This is a genomic window from Streptomyces sp. NPDC059582, assembly GCF_042735715.1.
In the GTDB taxonomy this organism is placed as follows: Bacteria; Actinomycetota; Actinomycetes; order Streptomycetales; family Streptomycetaceae; genus Streptomyces.
Window position 1 is genome coordinate 32,643 of record NZ_JBHWCC010000019.1, and the last position, 23,479, is coordinate 56,121.

The 23,479-nt window shown below is 72.8% G+C and carries 18 protein-coding genes; 10 read left to right on the top strand and 8 right to left on the bottom strand.

The genetic code is table 11. The annotated features are described in order from the left end of the window. Nucleotides 1-14 precede the first annotated feature (14 nt). From ACFV0T_RS18185 to ACFV0T_RS18200, 4 genes are all read right to left on the bottom strand, one after another. Nucleotides 15-5,489 (bottom strand): caspase family protein, encoded by a 5,475-nt coding sequence (locus tag ACFV0T_RS18185; RefSeq protein ID WP_385779659.1) that lies wholly within the window; start codon nucleotides 5,487-5,489, stop codon nucleotides 15-17. Then, on the bottom strand, nucleotides 5,464-6,333 hold the full coding sequence (locus tag ACFV0T_RS18190) for a hypothetical protein (protein WP_385779661.1): 870 nt from the start codon (nucleotides 6,331-6,333) through the stop codon (nucleotides 5,464-5,466). Before ACFV0T_RS18190 ends, ACFV0T_RS18185 begins: the two co-directional genes overlap by 26 nt. Nucleotides 6,334-6,401: 68 nt before the next feature. Beyond that, complete coding sequence (locus ACFV0T_RS18195; protein WP_385779663.1) at nucleotides 6,402-7,019, bottom strand: TetR family transcriptional regulator; 618 nt, start codon at nucleotides 7,017-7,019, stop codon at nucleotides 6,402-6,404. Further along, nucleotides 7,016-7,627, bottom strand: a complete 612-nt coding sequence (locus tag ACFV0T_RS18200) for a hypothetical protein (RefSeq protein ID WP_385779665.1) — start codon at nucleotides 7,625-7,627, stop codon at nucleotides 7,016-7,018. Before ACFV0T_RS18200 ends, ACFV0T_RS18195 begins: the two co-directional genes overlap by 4 nt. 160 nt (nucleotides 7,628-7,787) lie before the next feature. On the opposite strand from ACFV0T_RS18200, the gene hmgA reads away from it, so the two are divergent. The 3 genes from hmgA to ACFV0T_RS18215 are packed head-to-tail and all read left to right on the top strand — an operon-like array spanning nucleotide 7,788 to nucleotide 11,083. After that, nucleotides 7,788-9,113 carry a homogentisate 1,2-dioxygenase gene (gene hmgA, locus ACFV0T_RS18205; RefSeq protein ID WP_385779667.1) on the top strand — a complete coding sequence of 442 codons (1,326 nt, stop codon included), beginning with the start codon at nucleotides 7,788-7,790 and terminating at the stop codon, nucleotides 9,111-9,113. A gap of 27 nt (nucleotides 9,114-9,140) precedes the next feature. After that, nucleotides 9,141-9,890, top strand: a complete 750-nt coding sequence (locus tag ACFV0T_RS18210; protein WP_385779669.1) for a GntR family transcriptional regulator — start codon at nucleotides 9,141-9,143, stop codon at nucleotides 9,888-9,890. 26 nt (nucleotides 9,891-9,916) lie between these two features. Next, nucleotides 9,917-11,083 (top strand): type ISP restriction/modification enzyme, encoded by a 1,167-nt coding sequence (locus ACFV0T_RS18215; RefSeq protein WP_385779671.1) that lies wholly within the window; start codon nucleotides 9,917-9,919, stop codon nucleotides 11,081-11,083. A 30-nt stretch (nucleotides 11,084-11,113) separates the two neighbouring features. On the opposite strand, the gene ACFV0T_RS18220 is transcribed toward ACFV0T_RS18215, so the two are convergent. Further along, nucleotides 11,114-11,833, bottom strand: a complete 720-nt coding sequence (locus ACFV0T_RS18220; RefSeq protein WP_385779673.1) for a TetR/AcrR family transcriptional regulator C-terminal domain-containing protein — start codon at nucleotides 11,831-11,833, stop codon at nucleotides 11,114-11,116. A gap of 63 nt (nucleotides 11,834-11,896) precedes the next feature. Between ACFV0T_RS18220 and ACFV0T_RS18225 the strand changes: the two genes are divergently transcribed. Genes ACFV0T_RS18225 through ACFV0T_RS18235 form a run of 3 tightly spaced genes read left to right on the top strand, consistent with a single transcriptional unit; the run spans nucleotide 11,897 to nucleotide 14,925 of the window. Then, a complete protein-coding gene (locus ACFV0T_RS18225) occupies nucleotides 11,897-12,916 on the top strand; it encodes an ATP-binding cassette domain-containing protein (RefSeq protein ID WP_385779675.1) in 1,020 nt (339 codons plus the stop codon). Beyond that, nucleotides 12,913-13,695, top strand: a complete 783-nt coding sequence (locus tag ACFV0T_RS18230) for an ABC transporter permease (protein ID WP_385779677.1) — start codon at nucleotides 12,913-12,915, stop codon at nucleotides 13,693-13,695. Before ACFV0T_RS18225 ends, ACFV0T_RS18230 begins: the two co-directional genes overlap by 4 nt. 21 nt (nucleotides 13,696-13,716) lie before the next feature. Then, on the top strand, nucleotides 13,717-14,925 hold the full coding sequence (locus tag ACFV0T_RS18235; RefSeq protein ID WP_385779679.1) for a CaiB/BaiF CoA transferase family protein: 1,209 nt from the start codon (nucleotides 13,717-13,719) through the stop codon (nucleotides 14,923-14,925). Nucleotides 14,926-14,934: 9 nt separating this feature from the next. Here ACFV0T_RS18235 and ACFV0T_RS18240 read toward each other — a convergent pair whose 3' ends face one another. The 3 genes from ACFV0T_RS18240 to ACFV0T_RS18250 all read right to left on the bottom strand — a co-directional run bounded on the left by ACFV0T_RS18240 (nucleotide 14,935) and on the right by ACFV0T_RS18250 (nucleotide 16,671). Then, the gene (locus ACFV0T_RS18240; protein ID WP_385779681.1) at nucleotides 14,935-15,204 is read right to left on the bottom strand and encodes a hypothetical protein; all 270 of its coding nucleotides are present in this window, start codon (nucleotides 15,202-15,204) and stop codon (nucleotides 14,935-14,937) included. A 115-nt stretch (nucleotides 15,205-15,319) separates the two neighbouring features. Continuing rightward, entirely contained in the window at nucleotides 15,320-16,132 is an 813-nt protein-coding gene (locus tag ACFV0T_RS18245; protein ID WP_385779683.1) for an anti-sigma factor domain-containing protein, read from the bottom strand. Next, complete coding sequence (locus ACFV0T_RS18250; RefSeq protein ID WP_385779867.1) at nucleotides 16,129-16,671, bottom strand: sigma-70 family RNA polymerase sigma factor; 543 nt, start codon at nucleotides 16,669-16,671, stop codon at nucleotides 16,129-16,131. Before ACFV0T_RS18250 ends, ACFV0T_RS18245 begins: the two co-directional genes overlap by 4 nt. A gap of 206 nt (nucleotides 16,672-16,877) precedes the next feature. Between ACFV0T_RS18250 and ACFV0T_RS18255 the strand changes: the two genes are divergently transcribed. The 4 genes from ACFV0T_RS18255 to ACFV0T_RS18270 all read left to right on the top strand — a co-directional run bounded on the left by ACFV0T_RS18255 (nucleotide 16,878) and on the right by ACFV0T_RS18270 (nucleotide 23,476). Beyond that, nucleotides 16,878-18,413, top strand: coding sequence for a DUF4331 domain-containing protein (locus ACFV0T_RS18255; RefSeq protein WP_385779685.1), 1,536 nt, complete (start codon nucleotides 16,878-16,880; stop codon nucleotides 18,411-18,413). 96 nt (nucleotides 18,414-18,509) lie between these two features. After that, on the top strand, nucleotides 18,510-20,111 hold the full coding sequence (locus ACFV0T_RS18260) for a tetratricopeptide repeat protein (RefSeq protein ID WP_385779687.1): 1,602 nt from the start codon (nucleotides 18,510-18,512) through the stop codon (nucleotides 20,109-20,111). Beyond that, entirely contained in the window at nucleotides 20,108-21,829 is a 1,722-nt protein-coding gene (locus ACFV0T_RS18265) for a nickel transporter (protein WP_385779689.1), read from the top strand. Before ACFV0T_RS18260 ends, ACFV0T_RS18265 begins: the two co-directional genes overlap by 4 nt. A gap of 27 nt (nucleotides 21,830-21,856) precedes the next feature. Next, nucleotides 21,857-23,476, top strand: coding sequence for a serine/threonine-protein kinase (locus tag ACFV0T_RS18270; RefSeq protein ID WP_385779691.1), 1,620 nt, complete (start codon nucleotides 21,857-21,859; stop codon nucleotides 23,474-23,476). Nucleotides 23,477-23,479: the final 3 nt, after the last annotated feature.

Below are 23,479 nucleotides of genomic sequence, written 5' to 3' on the forward strand. Positions count from 1 at the left end.
AGGGATCCCGGACGTCAGTCGAAGAGAATGGGGCCGTTACGGGTGCCGACGATCAACTCGCCCTGCGGGCCGACGGCAAGGGCCGTGCAGGGGGCTGGGAGTTCCAGCCGACGGCGGACGTTGCCGTCGCGGGTACCGGCTACGGCAACGTCCGTGTGGTGAGCGAGGGCGTAGCACTCGCCGTCGGGGAAAAGCGCGGCAAGGGAGGCGAACAGCGGCACCGCGTGTTCATGGGCGACAGTCGGCGGGGGGACCGGGGGCCGATACCGGCCCCAGCGACGCCGGCCCGCCGAGCGGTACGACGCCGGTCGCTCTGCCGTCCCGACAAAACGGGTCTTGAACGCCTCCCAGGGGATGATCTGGGTGCGCTCCGCGCCGATCACCAGAAGTTCGTCGCCGTCCGGCCCCGTCAGGCCGAATGCGGCGACCAGGAAGTCGTCGGACAACAACAGGGGCGCCCAGCGGCGGGTCGACGTGTCCAGCACCCGGATCACGTGGTGGCGAAACGGCAGGAGAACCAGCAGTCGGCCGGCGCAGCGCACCGCGTGGATCTCCGTGGAGTCGGACTCTCCCTCACCGAGGGCGGAACACGGCTGATCCGGGAGCGGTCCCCGGCCGACGTCGTGGACCGAGACCAGACCGGCCCGGTACGTGTCGGAGGCCGTGGGATCCATCGCGTCCGACACGACGAGTGACAGCAGCGACTGAGCTCCGGCACCGTCCGGCAGCACGGCGAGCCGGGCTCCCGGGCGGGCATGGGGGACTGGCGTGACAAGCGGCAGAGCCGCCGATCCGAACGTGCCCCGCGGGCCGAAGTCCCAGTACTGCAACAGGCCGTCGACACTGCGGGCGAAGAGCAGGGGCCGCACCTCTCGGCCTGGTGACCGCCAGGCCACGGTGGCCAGTTGCTCGACGCCGCTGTCGCCGACCGGGCGCAGTCGGCGCACCAGCCGGCCGTGTTCCGCCTCCCGCACCTGGAGCGTGCCGTCGGGGCTGCCCACGACGACCGCCGGTGCGCCGTCGAGGGGCACGGCCGCGACGGCGGACACCGGCCGCACCTCGTCGAGCGCCTCGACGACCCGTCGGCCCTGCGCCGTGTCCCGCAGCTGCCAGACGTGACCGCCGCCGTCACCGCACAGCAGAACGTTGTCCTCGGCACAGATCGATCCGGCCGGACGGGGCATCCGGCGCTCCCAGCCGTCGTCGTACGAGACCAGGCGGGCGTCGGTCCCGAAGCCGACGAGCCGCGCGCCTACGTAGGCCAGCGCGGGCACGGCCCCGCGGTGGGCCGGACGGGCCGGTCCCAGGGGTCGGCACGACGGCAGTGACCACTCCCGTACGGACCCATCGAGGCCGCCCGCCGCGAGCCGCCCCGATCCGTCGGGTGCCAGCGCGAGCGCGGTCGTCCACACCGGCTCAGCGGGCAGCGGGCCTTGGACGTACATGCGGTTCGCCCCGATGTCCCAGCAGGCGAACCGGCCCGTGTCGGTGCCCACCACGACCACGTCCCGACCGTGGATCCGGCCGCATGCCAGCGTGGTGACGATGTCGGGCACAGTGAACTCCTGTGTGGCGTGCGGGAGTCCGTCGCGCAGCAGGAGCAGCCGGACCCGGCCGCCGTACTCGCCGGTGACCACGTAGTCCCGGCCGTCGGCGCTGCGCCCGGTCGTGGCGCAGCCGACCAGCGGGACCTCCCAGGGGCCCGGGTCGAGAATTCTGTGCCGCCACAGTTCATGCGGCCGGGCCAGGTCCCAACACCGGATCTCATAATCCTCGCCAACGCTGACCAGGGCCGGCGCATCCGACGGGCCGCGGATCTCACCCAGAGCGAGGACCGGGCCCTCGTGCGCGGTGATCTGCATGGAGTCCGCCGCGTGGGCGGTTGGCCAGAACCGTACGATCCCATCGGAGCCGCCCACACAGACCGTTCCGCCGACCCGGCGCACCGCCGTCACCGCGTGCGGCAGGACCTGGCCGCCGACGCGCTCACCGGTCACCAGGTCATACAGCTGAAGGCCACGCGTGGCGCCCTGGACGGACACGCAGGGGGTCGATCCCAGTTCGAACGTCGCCACGGCGACCGACCTCCCCCGGTCGACCCGCGAGGGCAGGCCGATCGGACGACCACTGTCGAGGTCGACGCGGTGCAGTTGCCCGTCGGCAGTGACCACAGCGACGATCCACTGCCGCCCGACGCGGCGCACCGCGAACGAGGCGATGTCGAAGACGCTCCTCAGCAGGGTCCTGACCGGTCCGCCCCCGCTGAGGGAGGACAGCCGGACGGTGTGGTCGTCGCCGGCCGTGACCAGGGCGCTGCCCTGCGGATGGTCGGTCACCAGGTCGATATGGGTGACGGGGCCTTCGTGCCCCGTGCGTACATGGTCGGAGGTGGCCCAACCGCCGGCCTCGCCCGGCCCGACAGCGACACGACACCGTTCGACGTCGCCGTTGGCGTACCCCAGCAGGAGCGACATCGAGGAAAGTCCGAGCGGCGCGGCACACGCGGTGATCGGCCCCCGTACCCTCTCCGCGGATGGCATCACCGCGACGTCGGTCGCCAACTGGTGGGCCTTCCCCTCCCACCGCTCGGTCTCCCAGCTCCACAGGGACCGACGCTGCTGTCGGGTGAGGGGCGGATAGTGTCGCTGGGTGCCCAGCCGGTGGACGAGCAGGGCGCCGTTGCGCATGCGCAGCACCGCCGCTGCGGGGGTGCCGTCAGATCCTGCGAGCACCACCAGTTGCTCCGGGACGTCCGGGACGCGCCTCTCGGGCTCGAAGTCCAGGGCCGGGGCGGGTGACAGAAGCCACGTCCGGCGGTGGTATCCGTCCCACAGGTGGAGCAGCCGGACGTAGTTCTTCGCCGTCACGGAACCGCGCTCGACCACCAGCTGCTGGTCGAACCACAACGCGGCGGCCTGACCTTGGAGTTGGGGAGGGGCTGTCAGACTTCCCAGGTACCACTCGACGCGTCGCGGGTCCGCCGGGACCGTCTCGCCATCGTCCAGGTCGTACCACCGAGGCCCGAGCAGCGAGGGCAGGTCCAGATAGCGTGCGCCCCGGATGTCGGGCACCACGACGCCGCGGCCGAGCCCGATCGTCATTCCCGGATAACGTCGGTCCCCCTCATGAGGGTTCCAGGCCGCCCAACGCGCCCGCCATGGCAACTCACCCTCCCCCGTGTCGCAGGAGTCGGCCAGCGCCTGTGCCTGACGGCAGACCGCCGCCAGCCGCAGCCGAGCCCGCGCCTCCGGGTCCGCTCCCCTGCCCGCCCGATCCCGCAGCTCGTCCTCCAGATCCCGCACCGCCTGCCCGGCGCGCCGCCCCTCCACGGTGCGCAGCGCCGGCAGTGCGGCAAGCAGCTGCCCGGGATCGGCACCGAGCACGAACCCCGCGTCCTGTACCAGCGGGTCGAGCACCCCGCCCTCTCCGGCGTGCAGGGCCAGGTACCGGCGTACGTAAGGGTGTTCGACGTCCCGCAGCGCTTCCGTCACGGTCCGCTGGACCGTCTCCACGTCCCGGCCCTCCCGCAGGTACTCGATGAGGGCTCGGTGGTAGACCCGATAGACCGAGCCGCCGCTGTCCACCCCCTCGACGACGTACGACCCCGCCGCCTGGCGCAGCCACACGATGTGTTCGTCGCCGTACTCCGTGCCGGTGAGCGCGGAAGCCAGGCGTGGCCACATGCCCGCCCAGGGCAGGCCCGCGCCCTGGGCGAAGGCGAGCGGGAGAAGCAGGTCGCGGGCTTGGGCCGCGCGGGGGCCGAGGCGTTGCACCAGGTCACGTTCCATGGCCTCGCCGGGCAGCCGCGGCAACCCATCGCGCCACTGCCGGTCGTGCGGGTCGGGCGGGGACGGTTCGCGGGCGATCGTGCCGGCGGTGATCCGGGCCACCAGGAAGGAGCGGCCGGCGGCCTCGGCGACGGCCTCGGCGATGTTGTCCACCAGTCCGGGTGCGGCGGTGACCAGGACCGATCCGGGGACGCACAGGAGTTTGCGGGTGTAGGCGCGAACCGCGTCCGGGTCTCCGTGACGTTCGGAGTCGAGGTCGATACGGGGTGCGCCTGCGGGCAGCCGGGCGGCGATGTGCGGCCGGGCACCCACCAGCAGGCGCAGCGGGAGCCGGCGTTCGGGGTCGGTGAGCGGGACGAGGAGGTCATCGACGCTCTCGTGGGGTGCGAGGGCCTCGTCCAGGGAGTCGATCAGGACGACGAGGGGGCTGGTCCTGGTCTGAAGATGGGCGGTGAGCGCGCCCAGGGACTCGGCGGCACAGCCCGCGGCGGCGGACAGGGCGTCCAGGAGCTGCCGGGTGGACAGGTGGGAGGCGTTGACCCGGACGTCGACGTCCCCGGGCCGGGGCAGCAGGGACGGGAGTCCGGCGCGGGGCACGGACGCGCTTCGCTCCGGGTCGGTGAGCACCGCGACCATGCCGAGCAGGGAGGACTTTCCGGAGCCGGGGTCGCCGGTGACCACGCACAGCCGTTCCCCGGTACGGCGCGGGTCGAGCCAGACGGTCAGGTCGGCGATGGCCGCGTGCCGCCCGGTGAAGTCCCAGACGTCCTCGCTGGGTACGTCGGTGCCACGAGCTCGGGGCAGGAAGAAGCCACGCATGTCCTGGTCGCGCGCCTCGCGTTCGCGGGCGCCGAGTGCCACGATCCGGTCGATCTCCTCCAGCTTGAGCCCGGCGGAGTGGGGGAGGTGGCGGGGGTTGGGCAGGAACGCGGGGATGTCTCCGGTGGCGTGGGTGAGGGACCACACCGGGCGCTGCGCGGGCGGCACCTCGCTGTCGCTGCGGATGGCGGCCATGACGTGTTCGAGGCTGATGTGGGCCGGGGCGTGTCCGGCGGTGGCCTGTCGGCGTACGGCCCGGTCGAAGGCGGCCGACAGGGCACCCGTGTACGTCTCCTCCTTGCGGCGCGAGGAGGAGACGAGGACGAGGCCGGTGTTGCCGTGCTCGGTGACCGGTTCCCGGAAGCGGCGAGCCTCCAGGGCGCCGCGCAGCGCCCGGTCGGCGCCCTCCTCGGCGTAGCAGGCGTCGATCAGCACGAGCAGCCGCTCGACGTCGGTGTCCTCCCACAGTTGGGCGACCAGGTCTTCCGTGGGCAGCGCGGTGCCGCGCAGGTTGCGGGCGTCGCTGTCGTGCAGGAGCAGATAGTGGCGCCCGCTGTGTTCGGCGGTGACGCCGTGGGTGGCGAGGTAGAGGACGACGTAGTCCTCTGGGCTGCGCTCCGGTGCGGTGGCGAACGTCCGCAGAGCGTCGGCCAGTCGGGCCCGGGTCGGATTGGCGCCGAGGTCGACGCCCCGCAGGTAGCCGAGTTCGCCGAGGAACAGGTCCTCTATCCGCCTTACGTCGTCGGCGAGTTCGGGACGCTCCGCCTCTGGGTGCGCCCGTACCTCGGTGACAGCGGCGGTGATCAGAAAACGGCGTGCGATGCGGGCGTCCTGCGCGGACTCCGCCCCCCGCGCCTCAGCCGAGTGCGGGACCGTGTGCATCGGCCACCGCACCTCCCGCTTCCGGGGTGTTGAGGTAGCGCGTGGCGTCGTGGGCCCGGGCGCCGTTGTGGACGACATGGCAGCGCACCCGGGCGCCGAACAACGGACGGAGGTCCTTCACCAGAGCGACGACGTCACCTTCGTCGGCGATGTTCGTCCACCGGTCGACGCTGCCCGGCCAGTCGCCGGGTGCGCCGCCCTCTCCCGTCCGCAGCCGGTCGAAGACCAGGTTGCGGATGCCCAGCGGCGAGCCCAGCGTCAGCAGTGCGCGCACCCGCCAGCCGGGGTGCGCGCACAGCGCCTCGTAGGCCACGACGCTGCCCAGGGAGTGCCCGACGATCACCTGGGTGCGGTCGGTCACCACGTCGGCGACCCGCCGCTGCACGGCGTCCCGCAGACCCGAGTCGTACAGGTACGCGCGGACCTGCTTCAGGTCGAGGACCAGGCCGCGCAGGGCGATGCCGGTGAAGAACCGGGAGCGGCTGAGGGCGTTGAGGGCGCGCTGCACCGTGTGGGGGGTACGGGCCAAGGTGCGGGCGTCGGGCGGGAGGACGGCGGGGTCGGTGCGCCCCGCCTCCGCCCACAGGGCGAGGAGGAGGTCCGTCTCGAATCCCGGCATGACGTCGGAGGCATCCAGGGGCGGGTCCTGCACGGCAAGGGTGCGGCCGGGTGGCCGGAACAGGTCGCCGTAGAAGACGCAGCGGACGTCGTCCGCGTCCAGTGCGGCGGCGGTGCCCCCGGCGCGGGTCAGCCCGTCGGCGAGCGCCGGGTACCAGGAGGCGTGCAGTTCCCGCTCTCCCGTGTACTGCTGGCCGATCCCGTGGACGCAGACCACCCGAGCCATAGCGTGTCCCCCCATGCACGACCCAAGGATCCGATCACTCTAGCAACGGGCGCCCGAAATGACCCCCGTCAGTCCAGCACCCGCACCAGATAAGCCCGGAGCATCTCCCGCGCCTCGCGGATGATCTTCTCGTCGCCCGCCGGGTCCACCCGGAAGGCGAGGTGGACCAGGGTGTCGGCGGTCTCCACGGCCACCAGGAAGGTGCGGCGCAGATCGTCGTCGGGGGTGCGGCCGAGGTAGCCGGAGAGCAGGTCTGTCAGGCGGTCGGCGACGCGGTGGTTGGGTTCGGCGTGGCGGGCGCCGACCGGTATCTGGTTGCCGAAGTCGACGAGGGAGAAGCCGGGCGCGGTGCGCTTCATGGCCAGGTACTCGTCGAGTACGGCGTCCATGGCCGCGCGCCAGTCCCCCGGTTCGGCCGCCTTCAGCCGCTCGGTGATCCGCTCGGAGTACCGCTCGAGGTTGCGCTGGGCGAGGGCGTCGACCATCTGCCGCTTGTTGCCGAAGAAGCGGTAGACGGAGCCGATGGGGACGCCGGCGCGCACGGCGACGGCACGGGTGCTCAGGTCGTCGTAGCCGACCTCGTCGAGGAGGTCGGCGCAGGCGTCGAGGATCCTGGTCAGCCGTTCGGCGCTGCGCCGCTGCACGGGGGCACGGCGGAGCGATGTCGCGTGGGGCACGGGCTTCATGATGCCTCTCCGCCGCGGTCCGGTGAACCTCGCCCCCCGGTACGCGGGCCACCGCCCTCCGCACTCACCGTGGCGGACCCGCTCGCCTGGGGCGCCGGTCCGGGTGCCGACGCGGTGATGTCCGCCGTGCTCTCGACCGGCTCGCCGTCGACGGACCAGACGGTGTCGTCGTCGGCGCAGAGGCGGGCGGTGACCTGGTGGGTGCCGTGCGGGAGGTAGCCGGCCGCGAGGCGGTGGCGGGGACCGCGCAGGACGGCGACGGGCCGCCGGTCCACGAGCAGCAGGGCGACGCCGCGGCCGGGGACGGCTCTCGGCCGCGTTCCGGCCGGCGAGAAGCGGAAGTCGCGCACGGTCAGGCGGACGTCCCAGCCGCCGCCGTCGTCGGGTTCCACCTCGATGGCGACCCGGGGAGCGCCCTTCTTCTCCACCTCACGGTAATGCCGCCCTCCCTCGTCCGTGTCGTCGAGGAGTCTGCCCGCCGGCGCGGCCGACTCACCCCTGTTCTGGCTCTTCTGCTCCTGCGCACCGCCGGTGCCGCAGCCCGCCGGCCCGACCGGCAGCAGCACACAGACCGCGAGCGCGCCGAGAAGGCTGCGCGTCCACGACATGCCCGGGAGCGTAGAACAACGGTCCGCTTCCCGGATCCCCCTGAAGTCGGGTTCCCGTCGTCCGTGGCCCGTCCTGACGACTACGTCCGCAGATCCCCTTGCGCACACGAAAACGCAATCCTACGGTGATGCATAGGAATGAGGCTGCGAGGGAGCGATCATGAGCGGGGACGCACGGAAGACCGCCGAAGGGCTGTCCTATCTCACCGGATTCGGCAACGAGCACAGCTCGCAAGCCGTACCGGGCGCACTGCCGGAGGGCCGCAACTCGCCCCAGCGCGCACCCCTGGGCCTGTACGCGGAACAGCTCAGCGGCACGGCGTTCACCGAGCCCAGGGCCCACAACCGCCGCTCGTGGCTGTACCGGATCCACCCCTCGGCCGCCCACCCGGCGTTCACCCGGACCGACAACGGCGCGCTGCGCACCGGCCCCTTCACCGAGACCCCGCCCGACCCCAACCGGCTGCGCTGGGACCCGCTGCCGGAGCCCACGGCCGGGACCGACTTCCTGGCGGGCCTGTGGACCCTGGGCGGCAACGGCGACGCGACCCAGCGCGCCGGCATGGCCGTGCACCTGTATCACGCCAGTTCCTCCATGGACCGCGTCTTCAGCGATGCCGACGGCGAACTGCTGATCGTCCCGGAGCACGGCGGACTGCTGCTGCACACGGAGTTCGGCATGCTGCACGCGGAGCCCGGACACATGGCGCTGATCCCGCGCGGTGTCCGCTTCCGGGTGGAGCTGCTCGACGCCTCCGCCCGTGGCTACGTCTGCGAGAACTACGGCGCCCCCTTCCGCCTCCCCGACCTGGGTCCCATCGGCGCCAACGGGCTCGCCAACGCACGTGACTTCCGCGCGCCGACCGCCGCGTACGAGGACGTCGAGGGGCCCGTGGAGGTGGTGAACAAGTTCTGCGGCAACCTCTGGACCGCGACCTACGACCACTCCCCGCTCGACGTCGTCGCCTGGCACGGCAACCACGTTCCCTACGTCTACGACCTGCGCCGCTTCAACGTGATCGGCACGATCTCGTACGACCACCCGGACCCGTCGATCTTCACGGTGCTGACGTCGCCGTCGGACACCCCGGGCCTGGCGGGCGTCGACTTCGTGGTCTTCGCGCCGCGCTGGCTGGTGGGCGAGGACACCTTCCGGCCGCCGTACTTCCACCGGAACGTGATGAGCGAGTACATGGGGCTGATCGAGGGCGCCTACGACGCGAAGACGGCCGGGAAGGGGGGCTTCGTGCCGGGCGGCGGCTCGCTGCACAACATGATGTCGGCGCACGGTCCGGACCGGGAGACGTTCGACCGGGCGAGCGCCGCCGAGCTGCGGCCGCAGAAGATCGACGACGGGCTGGCGTTCATGTTCGAGACCCGCTGGCCGGTGACCCTCACCGAGCGCGCGGCGCGGGCGGAACACCTCCAGCAGCGCTACGACGACGTCTGGCAGGGCCTCGAACGCCACTTCCGCCCGTTGCACTGACCGTTCCCGACAGGTACGGATAGGCCCGTGACCCCCTTCGCTCCGGACTCGATCGTCCTGAACCGCAAGCTGCCTCTGTGGTACCAGGTGTCGCAGTCGCTCCGCGCCTCGATACTCGGCCGCTCACCCCGGGACCCGCTGCGTCTGCCCACCGAGGAGCAGTTGGCGGGGCACTACGGGGTGAGCGTGCTGACCATGCGGCAGGCGCTGAAGGAGCTGGAGGACGAGGGCCTCATCTCGCGTCATCGCCGGCGCGGCACGTTCATCGAGCCCGACGCCCGGCGGAGCACGCCGGTGCGGCTGCTGGGCTCGGTGGACGCGATCGTGGCCCAGCAGTCCGGGATGACGACCGAGCTGCTGGAGCATGGCCGGGCGCCGCTGCCGACCGAGGTCGCCGAGCACTTCCCGGATCTCGCGGAGACGGCCACGTACCACCGGCTGCGCAGCGACGAGGCGACCGGCGAGCCGACCAACCACGCCCGCAACTACGTCCGTCCCGAACTGGCCGAGCGCATCGACCTGGCGGACCTGGTCCGCTGGCCGATGACGAAGGTGCTGCGGGACGTGGTGGGCGCGGACATCAGCCGCATCACGGACACGGTGGAGGCCCGGCTCGCCGACCCGGAGACGGCGAAACTGCTCCAAGTCCCGCTGCTGAGCCCGATCCTGCACTACACCGGCGTCACCTACGACACGGCCGGCCGGGCGCTGGACGTGGCGGTCATCCACTACCGGGGCGACCGCTTCTCCTTCACGGTGACCCTCGACGCCACCTGACCCGCCCCGCGCCGACCCGTCGTACGATGCCCAGCGTGACGCCCGACGACGCTCCGCCGCTGGCGGACCTCATGCCGTGGTCCGTCGCACCGCCGCGGCTCGGCCGGGGGTGGCCGACGGCCCCTGACCCGGCGTCCCTGAAAGCGCGCTGGGACGCCCTCATGAAGGCCGAGGGCCCCGACCGGGAGGCCCTGTTCGAGCCGACGCGCTCGCGCACCCCGCACTCGGCGGTGGGCCGGCTGCCCGGGCAGACCAGCGGCACCGAGAGGCTGGCCCGCGCCTGTGGCCCCTGCCCGGAGCCGGTACGGGTGCTGCACGCGCCCTTCGACGAGCAGTGGCTGATCCCCGACCACCGCCTGGTCGACGCGGCCCGGCCGGAGCTGTGGCGGGTGGCCGGCGCGCACCAGGTCTTCCTGGTGGAGACCCCGGAGACCCCGGAGGCCCCGGGGCCCCGGCTGCTCGCCACCTCGCTCCTGCCCCTGCTGCGCCCGGGCCGGGTCCGCCCGCTGTACCGCCGCCCGGACGGCACCGAGCCGAACCTGGCCCCCGGCCTGCTGGAGCACCTCGGCGACCGGCTCGGCCTCTCCCCCGCCCCGGCGGACTTCCTGGCCTGGACCCTGGCGGCGGTACGCCCCGACCTCACCGTCCCCCTCACCGAGGACCCCGGACTCTGGGCCCGGGGCGTCGAACTGGGCGGCCGCGTCCTGTGGCTGATGCGCCGCGACGGCGACCGCCCCAAGCTCCCCGGCGGCCGCCGCCCCTACGTTCGTGCCCCCCTCCCCGCCCGGCCCCTGACCATCCACTACGACCGCGACGAGGAGACCCTGCACCTCGACGAGGGCCGCGTCTCACCGGTGCCGCCACAGGCGTGGGACTTCGAGGCGGCCGGCGTCCGCGTCCTGGAGGAGTGGTTCACGGCCCGGACGGCCGAGGGCGAGCCGGGAACCCTGGCGGCGATCCGGCCGGCCGCCTGGCAGCAGGCGTGGACGTCGGAACTGCTGGAACTGATCACGGTGCTCACGCTGCTCGCGGAACTGGGCCCGCAGCGCGCCGAGCTGACCATGACGGCGCCGGTCACGGCGGCGGAGCTGCGCAGGGCGGGGGTGTTCCCGGTACCGGAGCCCGCCCGTCGTCCCGCGACGGTCCTCGACCACCACGAGGAGGGCCCCGAGGGGCAGTTCGCCCTCATCTGACCGCGGGGTCGGCGTTCCCGCGGCCGCCGCTCACCCCTGTCCGGGCGGCGCGAAGCCGTCCAGCACGCGGCCCAACGCCCGCTCGAACACCGCCGCCAGGTCGATCGGCCCCGCGTCCTCCGTGAACGCGGCCGCCATCCGCGGATACGCCCCGCTCGCGACCTGTCCCCCGAGGTAGGCGATCCGTACCGCGTTCTCCCGCTCCTCCGACCACGGCAGCGAGCGCGCCCGCTCGGCGGTGGCGATCTCGTTCGAGACATAGACCGTCACGACCGCGTTCAGCATCGCGACCAGCTCCATCTTCGTGCCGTAGGACGCCTCCAGCGGGTCCAGGCAGGCCAGACAGTGTTCGAGGTAGCGCAGGGCGTTCGGGCTGAAGCCGTACACCGGTGACATCAGCCGGGGCAGCCAGGGGTGGCGGTGCATCAGCGTCCGGGTCTGGTGGGCGACCCGGAGCATGTCGGCCCGCCAGTCACCGCTCGGCTCCCACCGCTCGTGCTCGCCGCTGACCACGTCCACCATCAGCTCGTGCAGGTCCTCCTTGCGGGGGACGTAGTTGTACAGCGACATGGTCCCGCAGCCCAGCTCCGTCGCCACATGCCGCATGGACACCGCGTCGAGCCCCTCGGCGTCGGCGATGCGCACCGCGGCCGCCGCGACGTCGGCCCGGCTGTAGGCCGGTCTGGGCCCTCGGCCCGTCCGCTCGGGGCGCGCCCAGATCACTTCGGGTACGGCCGCTCGGCCCGCCATCGATCATCACCTCGGCCACCATCGTAGTTACGTACACCGTACGTAGTGCGCTATGGTCGGGCCATGACTACTACGTACGCTGTACTTAGTGAGGGTCTGAAGAAGCGGTTCGGTGCCGTTCCCGCCGTGCGCGGGCTGGACCTGGCCGTGCCGCGGGGCACGGTGTGCGGTGTCCTGGGCCCGAACGGGGCGGGCAAGACGACGGCCGTACGGCTGCTCACCACGCTGCTGCGGCCGGACGCGGGGTCGGCCAGGGTCGCCGGGCACGACCTCGTCCGGGAGGCCGCGGCCGTACGGCGCGGGATCGGGGTCGCGGGGCAGTACGCGTCGGTCGACGGGGATCTCACCGGGCGCCAGAACCTGCGGCTGTTCGCGCGTCTGCACCGGGTGCGCGGGCCGGCCGAGCGGGCCGGGGAGCTCCTCGACCGCTTCGGGCTGGCCGAGGCCGCCGACCGGCCGGCGTCCGGCTACTCGGGCGGGATGCGGCGCCGCCTGGACCTGGCGGCGAGCCTGATCCGCCGTCCGGAGGTGCTCTTCCTGGACGAGCCGACCACGGGGCTCGACCCGGCCGGCCGGAACCGGATCTGGGACGCCGTGCGCGAGCTCAAGGCGGACGGCACGACCGTGCTGCTGACCACGCAGTATCTGGAGGAGGCCGATCAACTCGCCGACGAGATCGCCCTGATGCGGCGGGGCCGGGTCGCGCACACCGGTTCGCCCGCCCACCTGAAGGCGGTCGTCGGCACCTGCGCGGAGGTGGTCGTCGCGGACGCGGACGCCATGGCGACGGCCGCCGGTGTCCTGGACCGGCTCACCGGCTCCGAGCCCGTCCTCGACCACGTGCGCCGCACCGTGGGCGCCGTCACCCGGGACCCCACGCTCACGCTGCCCCGCCTCGTGCGCGAACTCGACGCGGCCGGCGTGCCGTTGCTGGACGCGACCCTGCGACCTCCGACCCTCGACGACGCCTTCCTGAGCCTGACCGACGAGAGCGACGAGACCGACGAGACCGACGACACCCAGGAAGGCGGTGCGGCCGACCGGGCCGCCGACCGGGCCGCCACGAAGGAGCACGCGGTATGAGCACCCTGGCGTACGACGGGACCGCGATGCTGGGCCGGCAACTCCAGCGCGTCCGGAACAACCCGGCTCTGGTGATCCTCACCCAGACGATGCCGATCACCATGCTGCTGTTCTTCGGCTACGTGTTCGGCAGCGCGCTCGCGATGCCCGGCGCGCAGTACCGTTCCTTCCTCGTGCCGGGTCTGCTGGTGGCCACCGCCGCCAACGGGATCATGACCGGCATGTTCCAGGCCGCCCAGGACTGCCACCGGGGCGTGACGGACCGCTTCCGCTCCCTGCCGATGAGCAGGGCCGCCGTGCCGCTCGGGCAGGCGGCGGCCGACCTCGTCGTCACGGCCGTCGGGACGGTGCCGTTCCTGCTGGTCGGGCTCGCGGTGGGCTGGCGGGTCGAGGGGTCGCCGGCCGGAGCGGCTGGCGCGCTGGGCCTGTTGCTGCTGTTCCGGTTCGCGTGCACCTGGGTCGGGATCTTCCTGGGGCTGCTGAGCCGCAGCGAGGAGGCGGCGGGCCAGCTGGGCAGCGCCACGTTCATGCTGCCGCTGCTGTCCAACGCCTACATCCCCACCGACAACCTGCCCGGCCTGCTGCGCACGCTCGCCGAATGGAACCCGATCAGCGCGGTGACGACGGCCCTGCGGGACCTGTTCGGCAACGCCCCCGTGCCCGCGGGCGCCGCCTGGCCGGTGGCGCACCCCGTCGCCGGTTCCCTGGCCTGGTGCGCCGTCCTGATCGCCCTGTTCGCACCGGCCGCCGTGCACCGGTACACACACCCCCGCGCATGACAAAGGCGTCATGCGCGGGACATGATCCGGCACATGACGCCACTTCCCGCGCCCCTGGAGGGCATCACCGTCGTCGCCGTCGAACAGGCCGTCGCGGCGCCCTTCGCCACCCGGCAGCTCGCCGATCTGGGCGCCCGCGTGATCAAGGTGGAACGGATCGACGGCGGCGACTTCGCCCGTGGCTACGACACCGCCGCCGGCGGCCTCGCCTCACATTTCGTGTGGTGCAACCGCGGCAAGGAGTCGATCGCCCTGGACCTGAAGGACGCACGGGGCCTCGACGTCGTACGGCGGCTGGTCGCGGAGGCCGACGTGTTCGTGCAGAACCTCGCGCAGGGCGCCGCCGCCCGGCTCGGCCTGGACGCGGCCACCCTGTGCGCGGCCCATCCCCGGCTGGTCGCCGTCGACATCTCGGGCTACGGGGCGTCCGGCCCGTACGCGGACAAACGGGCGTACGACATGCTCGTGCAGTGCGAGGCCGGGCTGGTGTCGGTGACGGGGACACCGGAGCAGCCGGTGAAGGCGGGAATCCCGGCGGCCGACATCGCGGCCGCGATGTACGCGTTCTCCGGGGTGCTGGCGGCGCTCGTGCGGCGGGGCACCACGGGGCGTGGCGGCCCGGTGGAGGTGTCGATGCTGGAGGCGCTCACGGAGTGGATGGGACATCCGCTGCATCATGCGATGCACGGGGGCACTCCCCCGGCGCGCACGGGACTCGCGCACGCCGTCATCGCGCCGTACGACGCCTATCCGACGGCCGACGGCGGGCGGGTGCTGCTGTCGGTGCAGAACGACCGGGAGTGGCGACGGCTGGCCGAACGGGTCCTCGGGCAGCCCGATCTGGGCGCGGACCCGGCCTACGCGACGAACGCGGCCCGGGTCGCGAACCGGGAACGTACGGACGCGCACGTGACGAAGGCGCTGGGCGCGCTGGACGCCGACGAGGCGGTCGCCCGACTGGAGGACGCGGGCATCGCGTGCGCACGCCTGAGGGACCTGTACGAGGTGGCCGAGCATCCGCAGCTGGCGGCTCGGGACCGGTGGCGGGTGACGGGGACGCCGGTCGGGCCGCTGCGGGCACTGTTGCCGCCGATCACGCTGCCGGGCGGAGCGGAGGCAAGGATGGGGGACGTACCCGCGCTCGGGGAGCACACCGGGGCACTGCTGCACGCCGTGGGGATGACGGACGAGCAGATCGCAGCCCTGCGCCGGGACGGTGTGGCGGCCTGAGCGCGGGCCTCAGTTCCCGCCGAAGAGCGAGCGGCGCAGCCGGCGCAGCGGCGCGAAGAGCGAGACGCGACGCACGCGCGCAACCCTGCTGGTGGTGTCGGGGTGGGTGTCACGTGCCGTCAGCTCGCGCATCAGCGAGGTCGCCTCGACCGTCTCCCGCTGCGGTATGGCGGGGCCCGCCAGCACCGAGAGATGGCGGTCGAGACGCGAACTGGTCGCGCTGCTCCCGCAGGTGATCGCAGGGACCCTGGCCCTGCTGCGCACTGTTATCTGTTCCATGTCACTCCCCACCCGTACGAGTCCACCCGGCCCGGGCAGAGTAACCCTATCGCTCCCTCGGGGCACTCGTGTATCGCGGTCACAGGATTCACCTTCCCCATAAGGGGGTTGACGATTACTCTCCGAATCCGAGCGATTTCAGGGCGAGTTGGACAACCGGCTGGCTGGTGGGCCGGACCGAGCCCCCGCCGGGCTCGACGGTCACAGCGAGTGACGTGGCGGAGCGGTCGAGACCGGACGTGACCAAGGGCGTGTCGCCGTCGAAGAGACCGAGGGAGCGCGGCTGCGCGTCGGGGCGCATGAGCCACAGCTGGCGCACCCGCCCCTTCGACAGGCCGTCATATCCGCTCAAGGTGACGACCGCTCGTCCCTCCTCGGCGGAAGCGATCACTCCGATACTTCGCCCCTGCGCGTCCCGGTCGGTGGTCGCACGGGCGTCCGGAGCCGCCAGAACGTGGGCGATCTCACGCGACTGGGCACGCTCCGCGTTCAGCTGGTCCTGGGCGCGGTCGGCCTGGACCGCGAAGAGCGAGGCGACGACGAGGGCCGCGGCGGCCGTCGCCGTGGCGAACGGGACGAACAGGGGGCGCGGACGAGGCGCGCGCATCCGCGCGGGTGGCGGCTGCGCGCCCCAGACGTGCGGCGGCAACTGGGCCGCGTGCTCCCGTTCCGCGGCGGGCAGCTGCGGAGTCGTCCGTACGGCGGCCAGCACTCGTTCGCGCATCGCGGGCGGCGGCGAGGCGGCGGTGGACCAGGCGAGTTTCACGGCGTCCTCGGTCAGGGCGCGGACCTCGGCGGTGCACTGGTCGCACCCCGCGAGGTGCCGCGCGAAACGCAGCCGCTCGGCGGACTCCAGCGCGTCGAGGGCGTAGGGGGCGGCGAGCGAGTGCGGATCCTCGCGTCGGAACAGGCGGTCGAGGACGCTCATGCGACACCTCCCAGGCATTTGCGCAGCTGGGTGAGTCCGTCGCGCATACGTGTCTTGACCGTGCCCAGCGGCAGGGAAAGCCGCTCGGCCACCTCACGGTAGGTGTATCCGTCGTAGTAGGCGAGAGTGACGGACTGGCGTTGCAGCGCCGTCAACCGGTCCAGGCAGGTGCGCACCCACTCGCGCTCCAAGCCCGCCTCGACCTCCTCGGTGACCTGGTCGAAGGCGGGGTGGTGGGCACGTCGCGCCTCACGCTGCTCGCGTTCCCCGGCCGCCCGGACACTGCGCACCCGGTCGACGGCGCGGCGGTGGGCGAGCGTGAGGATCCAGGAGAGGGCGCTGCCCCGGCCGGGATCGAAGCGGGCTGCGGAGCGCCACAGTTCGAGCAGTACCTCCTGGGACACCTCCTCCGACTGCGCCGGATCCCGCACCACGCGTCGTACGAGCCCGAACACCGGCCCGGACACCAGTCCGTACAATTTCTCGAATGCCTTCTGGTCGCCACCAGCCACGAGCACCAGAAGCTCGTCCGCCTCCACCCGGTCCCCCTCTCCCCGGCCGCAGCCGGCCCGCCCCATCACACCAGGCATTCGCAACGAACGCACCTCCGGATGGGGTTACGGATCAGCGGGCCGAAAACGCGGGTGGAACAGCGAGAAAAGAATTTTCCCGAGAGACCAATCCGATCGGGGGCATCGCGCCGTATACCCGTCCGTCAGGCAAGTTGGCACTGAGGACGGACGGCATGACACCTATCTCCAGGAGCGGTACGGGACGCCGAAGCGTTGCGGCCCTCATATGTGGTGCGCTGGCCGCCGGGGGGCTCACAGCCGCCGGTGTGGCCATACTGGAACCTGGGGCGGCCTCCGCCTCCAGCCACCGCGAAGCCCCGCTGATCTCGGGGACACCCCAGTACGACAACACGGACGTGTACGCCTTCGTGAGCCCGGACAAGCCGGACACGACGACCATCGTCGCAAACTGGATCCCCTTCGAGGAACCGGCCGGCGGACCGAACTTCTACACGTTCGCGGACGACGCCCAGTACGACATCCACATCGACAACAACGGTGACGCGCAGGGCGAGCTGCTCTTCCGCTACACCTTCAAGACCCACACCAAGAACAAGAACACGTTCCTCTACAACACGGGCGCGGTCGACAGCCTCGACGACCCCGACCTCAACATCACCCAGACGTACGACATCGACCTGATCCGGCTGAAGAACCAGCACCAGGTGTCGAAGACGAAGATCGCGGACGACGTCCCGGTCGCGCCGTCGAACGTCGGCAAGGCGTCGATGCCGGACTACGGCAAGCTGCGCCACCAGGCCATCCACAAGCTCGCCAGCGGCGCGCAGACGTTCGCGGGGCAGGCGGACGACCCGTTCTTCCTGGACCTGCGCGTCTTCGACCTGCTGTACGGCGGGAACCTCTCCGAGGTCGGCCGGGACACCCTCAAGGGCTACAACGTCAACTCCATCGCCCTCCAGGTCCCGAACGACATGATCACCGAGTCGGCCCACCAGCCGATCGTGGGCGTCTGGTCGACGACCCAGCGCAGGACCGCGGGCGGCTACTACACGCAGGTCTCGCGGCTGGGCAACCCGCTCGTCAACGAGGTCGTCAACCCGCAGAAGGACAAGGACAAGTTCAACGCCTCCTCACCGTGGGAGGACGCGCAGTTCCTGAAGAACGTCACCAACCCCGAACTGCCGAAGCTCATCGAGGCGATCTACAAGATCAAGGCGCCGGCCGAGCCGCGCAACGACCTGGTCGACGTCTTCTTGAAGGGCGTGAAGGGCCTCAACCAGCCGCCGCACGTGAAGCCGGCCGAGGAACTGCGCCTGAACACCTCGATCAAGCCGACCGCCAGCCCGAAGCGGCTGGGCGTGCTGGACGGTGACAACGCGGGCTTCCCGAACGGCCGTCGGCTCACCGACGACGTGATCGACGCCTCCCTCCAGGTCGTCGAGGGCGAACTGGTCGGCTCCAAGAACGACCTGGGCGACGCCGTCGACGCCAACGACCAGAAGTTCGGCCACTCCTTCCCGTACCTGGCCAACCCGACCTCGGGCTCGCGCGGCGCGCTCGCCAAGGGCACGGCCAGCGGCACGGACGTCCGCAGCCAGCTCGGCGACGCCCTCCAGCCGGCCGGTGCCGCGGGCAGCGGCGCCGACACCACGCTGATCGCCGCCTCGGCGGCCTCGGGCGCGGCCGGTGTCCTGCTGATCGGCCTGGGCCTGGCCTGGTGGCGCCGGCGCATGCAGCGGCCGTACTAGGGCGCACCGCACCCCCACAGACCGGCGCGGCCCGCACATCCACAATCCCCCACGGTGCGGGCCGCGCCGCCCCGCACGACGATCCGAGGAGAGGGCATGGCCCCGCGTACGAACGACAACGCACCACGGAGCGAGGCCGCCTCGCCCTCCGCCTCACCGGCGCCGGACGGCACGGGGACCGGCACCGGCACCACCGACACGGGAAGCGACGTCACCGGCACGGGAACCGGCACCACCGGCACCACCGGCACCACCGGCACCGGCACCGCTCAGGTCACCGGCACCACCGATGTCACCGACCTCACCAGCACCTCCCCCGCCGACCCCCGCCTCACCGCCGTGCGGCGTGTCGCCGCCGCCGGGCGGCGCTGGCGGGTCGGTCGACTCGCGGGTTGTGCGGCCCTGTTGGCCGTGGCGTTGACCGCAGGGGCGGTGGCGGTCGGGGCGGTCCGGGACGGGCGCGGTGTCGCCGTCGCCGCGGCGCCCGCCGCCGTCTCGCCCGCCCTGCTGGGCAGCGCGGACCTGGACGCGAGCATCACCGCGCTCCAGGCCCATCTGCGGAGCCAGCCGAAGGACTTCGGCGGCTGGGCGACGCTCGGACTGGCGTACGTCGAGCAGGCGCGCACCAAGGGCGACCCCTCCCGCTACCCGCAGGCCGAGCAGGCGTTGAAGCGCTCGCTCGACCTGTCGCCCGACAACGACCCCGCCCTGGCCGGACGCGCCGCCCTCGCCGCCGCCCGGCACGACTTCGCGAACGCATTGAAGTACGCCGACCGGGCGCTGAAGCAGAACCCCTACAGCGAACGCGCCCTCTGCTCGCGCGTCGACGCTCTCGTCGAGCTCGGCCGGTACGAGGACGCGCAGAAGGCGGCCGACATCGCCGACGCCCGGCACCCTGGCGTCCCGGTCTTCACGCGCTACGCGTACGTGCACGAACTGCGCGGCGACGTGGCCACGGCCCGCCGGGTCCTGGAACAGGCCCTGGACACCGCCGCCTCCCCCGGCGACGTGGCCTACGTCTCCACCCAGCTCGCCCAACTGGCCTGGAATCAGGGCGAGTACAAGAGCGCGCTGGACCACTACGCCCGCGCCCTCGGCGCCGACGAGAACTACCTCCCCGCCCTCGAGGGCCGCGCCCGCGCCCGGTCCGCGAGCGGCGACCGGTCCGGAGCGCTCGAGGCAATGGAGGACGTCGTGTCCCGCTACCCGCTGCCCGGCCCCCTCGTCGAACTCGGCGAACTGTACGAGTCCCGCGGCGCAGACGGCGACCGGGCCAGGGCCTACGACCAGTACGCCCTCGTGGACGCCTGGACCGCCCTCGCCCGCGCCAACGGCGTCAACGCCGACCTCGACACCGCGCTCGCCGCCGCCGACCACGGCGACGCGAAGTCCGCGCTGCGCGCCGCCCGCGCGGAGTGGGACCGCCGGCACACCGTGCACACCGCGGACGCCCTCGCCTGGGCCCTGCACGTCGACGGCCGGGACACGGAAGCACTCCCCTACGCCCGCCGGGCCACCGCCACCGGCTACCGCAACGCCTCGTTCCTCTACCACCGCGGCGTGATCGAGCGGGCCACCGGCCACCCGGAGGACGCCCGCACCCACCTGGCCGCCGCCCTGAAGCTGAACCCGGGCTTCTCGCCCCTCGGCGCCCGAGCGGCCAGGACCGCGCTGAAGTCCCTGGAGGCGGCCCGGTGAAACCCCGTCGTCTGCTCGCCTCCGGCGCCGCCGTCCTCACGGCGGCCTGCGCGCTGGCGCTCGTCCCCGCCGCGGCCGCGAGCGCCCACCCCCTCGGCAACTTCACGGTCAACCGCTACGACGGTCTCGTCGCCGCCCCCGACCGGCTCCGCGTCGACCACGTCGAGGACCTCGCCGAGATCCCGGCCACCCAGGCCAAGCCGGACCTCCGGCGGCTGGGCACGGCGCAGTGGGCGCGGCAGCGGTGCGAGAAGGCCGCCGAGGGCAGCGAGGTCACCGTCGACGGACGTGCCGTCGCCCTCGCCGTCGACACCAGCCGTGCCCGGCTCCGGCCCGGCCAGGCGGGACTCGACACCCTGCGCGTCGAGTGCCGGCTGACCGCACCGCTGCCCGCGGGCGAGCCGGTATCCCTCCGCTTCCACAGCGCGGGCGCGTCCACCGGCCCCGGCTGGCGGGAGATCACCGCGCGCGGCGACCGTACGACGCTCACCGCGACGGACGTGCCGAAGGACTCGATCTCACACGAACTGACGAGCTACCCGCAGGAGTTGCTCTCCTCCCCGGCCGACACCGCGGACGCGTCCCTGAAGCTGCGGCCCGGCGGCCCGGCCCTGGTCGAGGACGGCGGCCGGGACGCTCCCGCCGCCTCCGTACTGCCCCGCGGCGCCGACCGCTGGACCCAGGCCCTGGACGATCTGGTCGCCCGCCACGACCTCACCCTCGGCTTCGCCGCGCTGGCCCTGCTCATCGCGATCGCCCTGGGCGCGCTGCACGCGCTCGCCCCGGGCCACGGCAAGACCATCATGGCCGCGACGGCGGCGGCACGCGGCGGAAAGGCCCGCCTCAAGGACGTCCTGCCGCTCGCCGCGTCCGTGACCGTCACCCACACCCTGGGCGTGGTCGCCCTGGGCCTGCTGGTGACGGCCGGTTCGGCCGCGGCGCCCTCGGTGATCGCCTGGCTGGGCGTGGCGAGCGGTGCGCTGGTACTGCTGGCGGGGGTGAGTCTCGTACGACGGGCATGGCGCAGCCGAAGCCATGGACACGGGCACGAACACGGCCACGAACACGGCCACGAACAGGGGCCCGAACACGGCCACGGCCATGAGCACGGCCACTCGCACACTCCCGTGACCGAGGAGGCCAGGGAGCGTCCACTCGCCCTCGTCGGCGCTCGCGCCCAGGCCACATCGACAGCCGCAGCACCGTCGGAGTCCCACCCGCACGAACACGACCACGGGCACGGACGTGACCAGGACCACGGACATGACCACGACCACGACCACGGACATGGGCACAGCCACGGACATGGGCACAGCCACAGCCGCGGTCTCGAACACACCCACAACGGCTTCACCCACACCCACCCCACCGCCCCCACCCTGCGCGGCACGATCCTCCTCGGCTTCGCCGGTGGGCTCGTGCCCAGTCCGTCGGCCGTCGTCGTGCTCGTGGGCGCCGCCGCGCTGGGCCAGGCCTGGTTCGGGCTGCTGCTCGTCGGCGCGTACGGCGCCGGGCTCGCCCTCACGCTCGCCGCGGCCGGGTTCGCCGTCGTCAGGCTGGGTAGCGGTATGACCCGGGTACTCGACCGAGGCCCCCGCTGGAGCGCCCACCCGTTCGTCACCGCCGTCCGCCGGACCACACCCCTGTGGTCGGCCCTGGTCGTCGTGGCCCTCGGGACCGGACTGGTGCTCAAGGGGGCGGCATCCGTACTCGGCTGAGCTACTTTTGTGGAGGTATTCGCCTGGATGCGGAGGGGGCCACCGGTGTCCGAAGAACCGGGCAGTGAACGGTTGATCGCGGGTCGCTACCGACTGCTGTCGCCACTCGGCGAGGGCGGCATGGGGACCGTGTGGCGGGCCCGCGACGAGGTGCTGCACCGCGAGGTCGCCGTCAAGGAGGTGCGTGCCCCGGCCGGACTGCCGAGGTCCGAGGTGGAGCGGATGTACGCCCGGCTGGAGCGCGAGGCGTGGGCGGCCGCCCGGGTCGCCAACCGCAACGTGGTGACGGTGTACGACGTGGCCACGCAGGACGGCCGGCCCTGGATCGTGATGGAGCTGGTCCGCGGCGTCTCGCTCGCCGAACTCCTGGACGCCGAGGGCCCGATCACCCCGCAGCGCGCCGCTCAGATCGGCGCCGAGGTGCTGGCCGCGCTGCGCGCCGCGCACGAGGCGGGGGTGCTGCACCGGGACGTGAAGCCGGCCAACGTGCTGTTGTCGAACGACGGCCGGGTGGTGCTCACCGACTTCGGCATCGCCATGGTCGAGGGCAGCTCCGCGCTGACCATGACCGGCGAGGTGATCGGCTCGCCCGAGTTCCTGCCGCCGGAACGGGCGCTCGGGCGCACCCCGGGGCCCGAGTCGGACCTGTGGTCGCTCGGCGTGCTGCTGTACGCGGCGGTCGAGGGCAACTCCCCCTTCCGCCAGGCCACTCCGCTGAACACCCTGCGCGCGATCGTCGAGGACGAGCTGCCGCCGTCGTACCGGGCCGGCCCGCTCACCCCCGTCATCGAGGGGCTGCTGCGCAAGGACCCGGCCGAGCGGCTGTCCGCCGGGCAGGCCGAGCGGGATCTGCGGCTGATCGGCGCGGGGGGCGATCCGCGCGCGGACACCGTACGCTCGCCGTCGTATCCGCCGACGGTCGCGGGCCGCCCGCAGGGGTCGCGCCAGGAACCGCCGACGCCACCGTGGCCCGGGCCCGCGGCCACGCCGGAGCCCGCGTCCGCAGCGACGGCCACCGCGAACCGGCCGGGCGGCAACCGCCGCGCCGCCGTCGTGCTGATCGCGGGGCTGGCCGCCCTCGCGCTGGCCATCGCCGGCCTGACGTACGCGCTGCTGAACGGCGACGGCGACAAGGGGAACAAGGGGGGCGGCGCCACCACCGAGAGCGGCAGCGGGATCTCGCCCTCCGCGAGCGAGCAGAGCTCCCCGGACGACACACCGTCCCCGTCGGCCCACAGCAGCGGTCCCACGACGCCCGCACCGCAGACGGTCGACGTCACCCTCACGGGCGCGCACACGCACTACGAGGGCAGCTGTCCGCCGCCGGACGCGGACGCGCCCGCGTTCACGGCGACGATCAGGGTGGGCAGGCTGCCGGCGGAGGTCACGTACCGCTGGGTCTCGAAGAACGGCCAGGTCTCGGACCCGGGCTGGAAGACGCTGTCGTTCGCCGCGGACGGCGGGCGGTCCCGGCAGGACAAGGTGATCGTGACGACGTACTCGGAGACCGGCACGTTCACGAACGAGATCAGCGTCGAGGTGCGCGATCCGGTGAACGAGACGTCCGACGCTGTGCCGTTCTCGGTGACGTGCGTGAAGGAGACCCCGTCGGACGAGGCCTCCCCCTCGCTCTCCGCCACTCCGTGAGAG

Coding starts and splice junctions, on each gene's coding strand:
- ACFV0T_RS18185 (WP_385779659.1), bottom strand. CDS start 5,489: ATGCACACGGTCCCGCACTCGGCTGAGGCGCGGGGGGCGGAGTCCGCG.
- ACFV0T_RS18190 (WP_385779661.1), bottom strand. CDS start 6,333: ATGGCTCGGGTGGTCTGCGTCCACGGGATCGGCCAGCAGTACACGGGA.
- ACFV0T_RS18195 (WP_385779663.1), bottom strand. CDS start 7,019: ATGAAGCCCGTGCCCCACGCGACATCGCTCCGCCGTGCCCCCGTGCAG.
- ACFV0T_RS18200 (WP_385779665.1), bottom strand. CDS start 7,627: ATGTCGTGGACGCGCAGCCTTCTCGGCGCGCTCGCGGTCTGTGTGCTG.
- hmgA (WP_385779667.1), top strand. CDS start 7,788: ATGAGCGGGGACGCACGGAAGACCGCCGAAGGGCTGTCCTATCTCACC.
- ACFV0T_RS18215 (WP_385779671.1), top strand. CDS start 9,917: ATGCCCAGCGTGACGCCCGACGACGCTCCGCCGCTGGCGGACCTCATG.
- ACFV0T_RS18220 (WP_385779673.1), bottom strand. CDS start 11,833: ATGGCGGGCCGAGCGGCCGTACCCGAAGTGATCTGGGCGCGCCCCGAG.
- ACFV0T_RS18225 (WP_385779675.1), top strand. CDS start 11,897: ATGACTACTACGTACGCTGTACTTAGTGAGGGTCTGAAGAAGCGGTTC.
- ACFV0T_RS18230 (WP_385779677.1), top strand. CDS start 12,913: ATGAGCACCCTGGCGTACGACGGGACCGCGATGCTGGGCCGGCAACTC.
- ACFV0T_RS18235 (WP_385779679.1), top strand. CDS start 13,717: ATGATCCGGCACATGACGCCACTTCCCGCGCCCCTGGAGGGCATCACC.
- ACFV0T_RS18240 (WP_385779681.1), bottom strand. CDS start 15,204: ATGGAACAGATAACAGTGCGCAGCAGGGCCAGGGTCCCTGCGATCACC.
- ACFV0T_RS18245 (WP_385779683.1), bottom strand. CDS start 16,132: ATGAGCGTCCTCGACCGCCTGTTCCGACGCGAGGATCCGCACTCGCTC.
- ACFV0T_RS18255 (WP_385779685.1), top strand. CDS start 16,878: ATGACACCTATCTCCAGGAGCGGTACGGGACGCCGAAGCGTTGCGGCC.
- ACFV0T_RS18260 (WP_385779687.1), top strand. CDS start 18,510: ATGGCCCCGCGTACGAACGACAACGCACCACGGAGCGAGGCCGCCTCG.
- ACFV0T_RS18270 (WP_385779691.1), top strand. CDS start 21,857: ATGCGGAGGGGGCCACCGGTGTCCGAAGAACCGGGCAGTGAACGGTTG.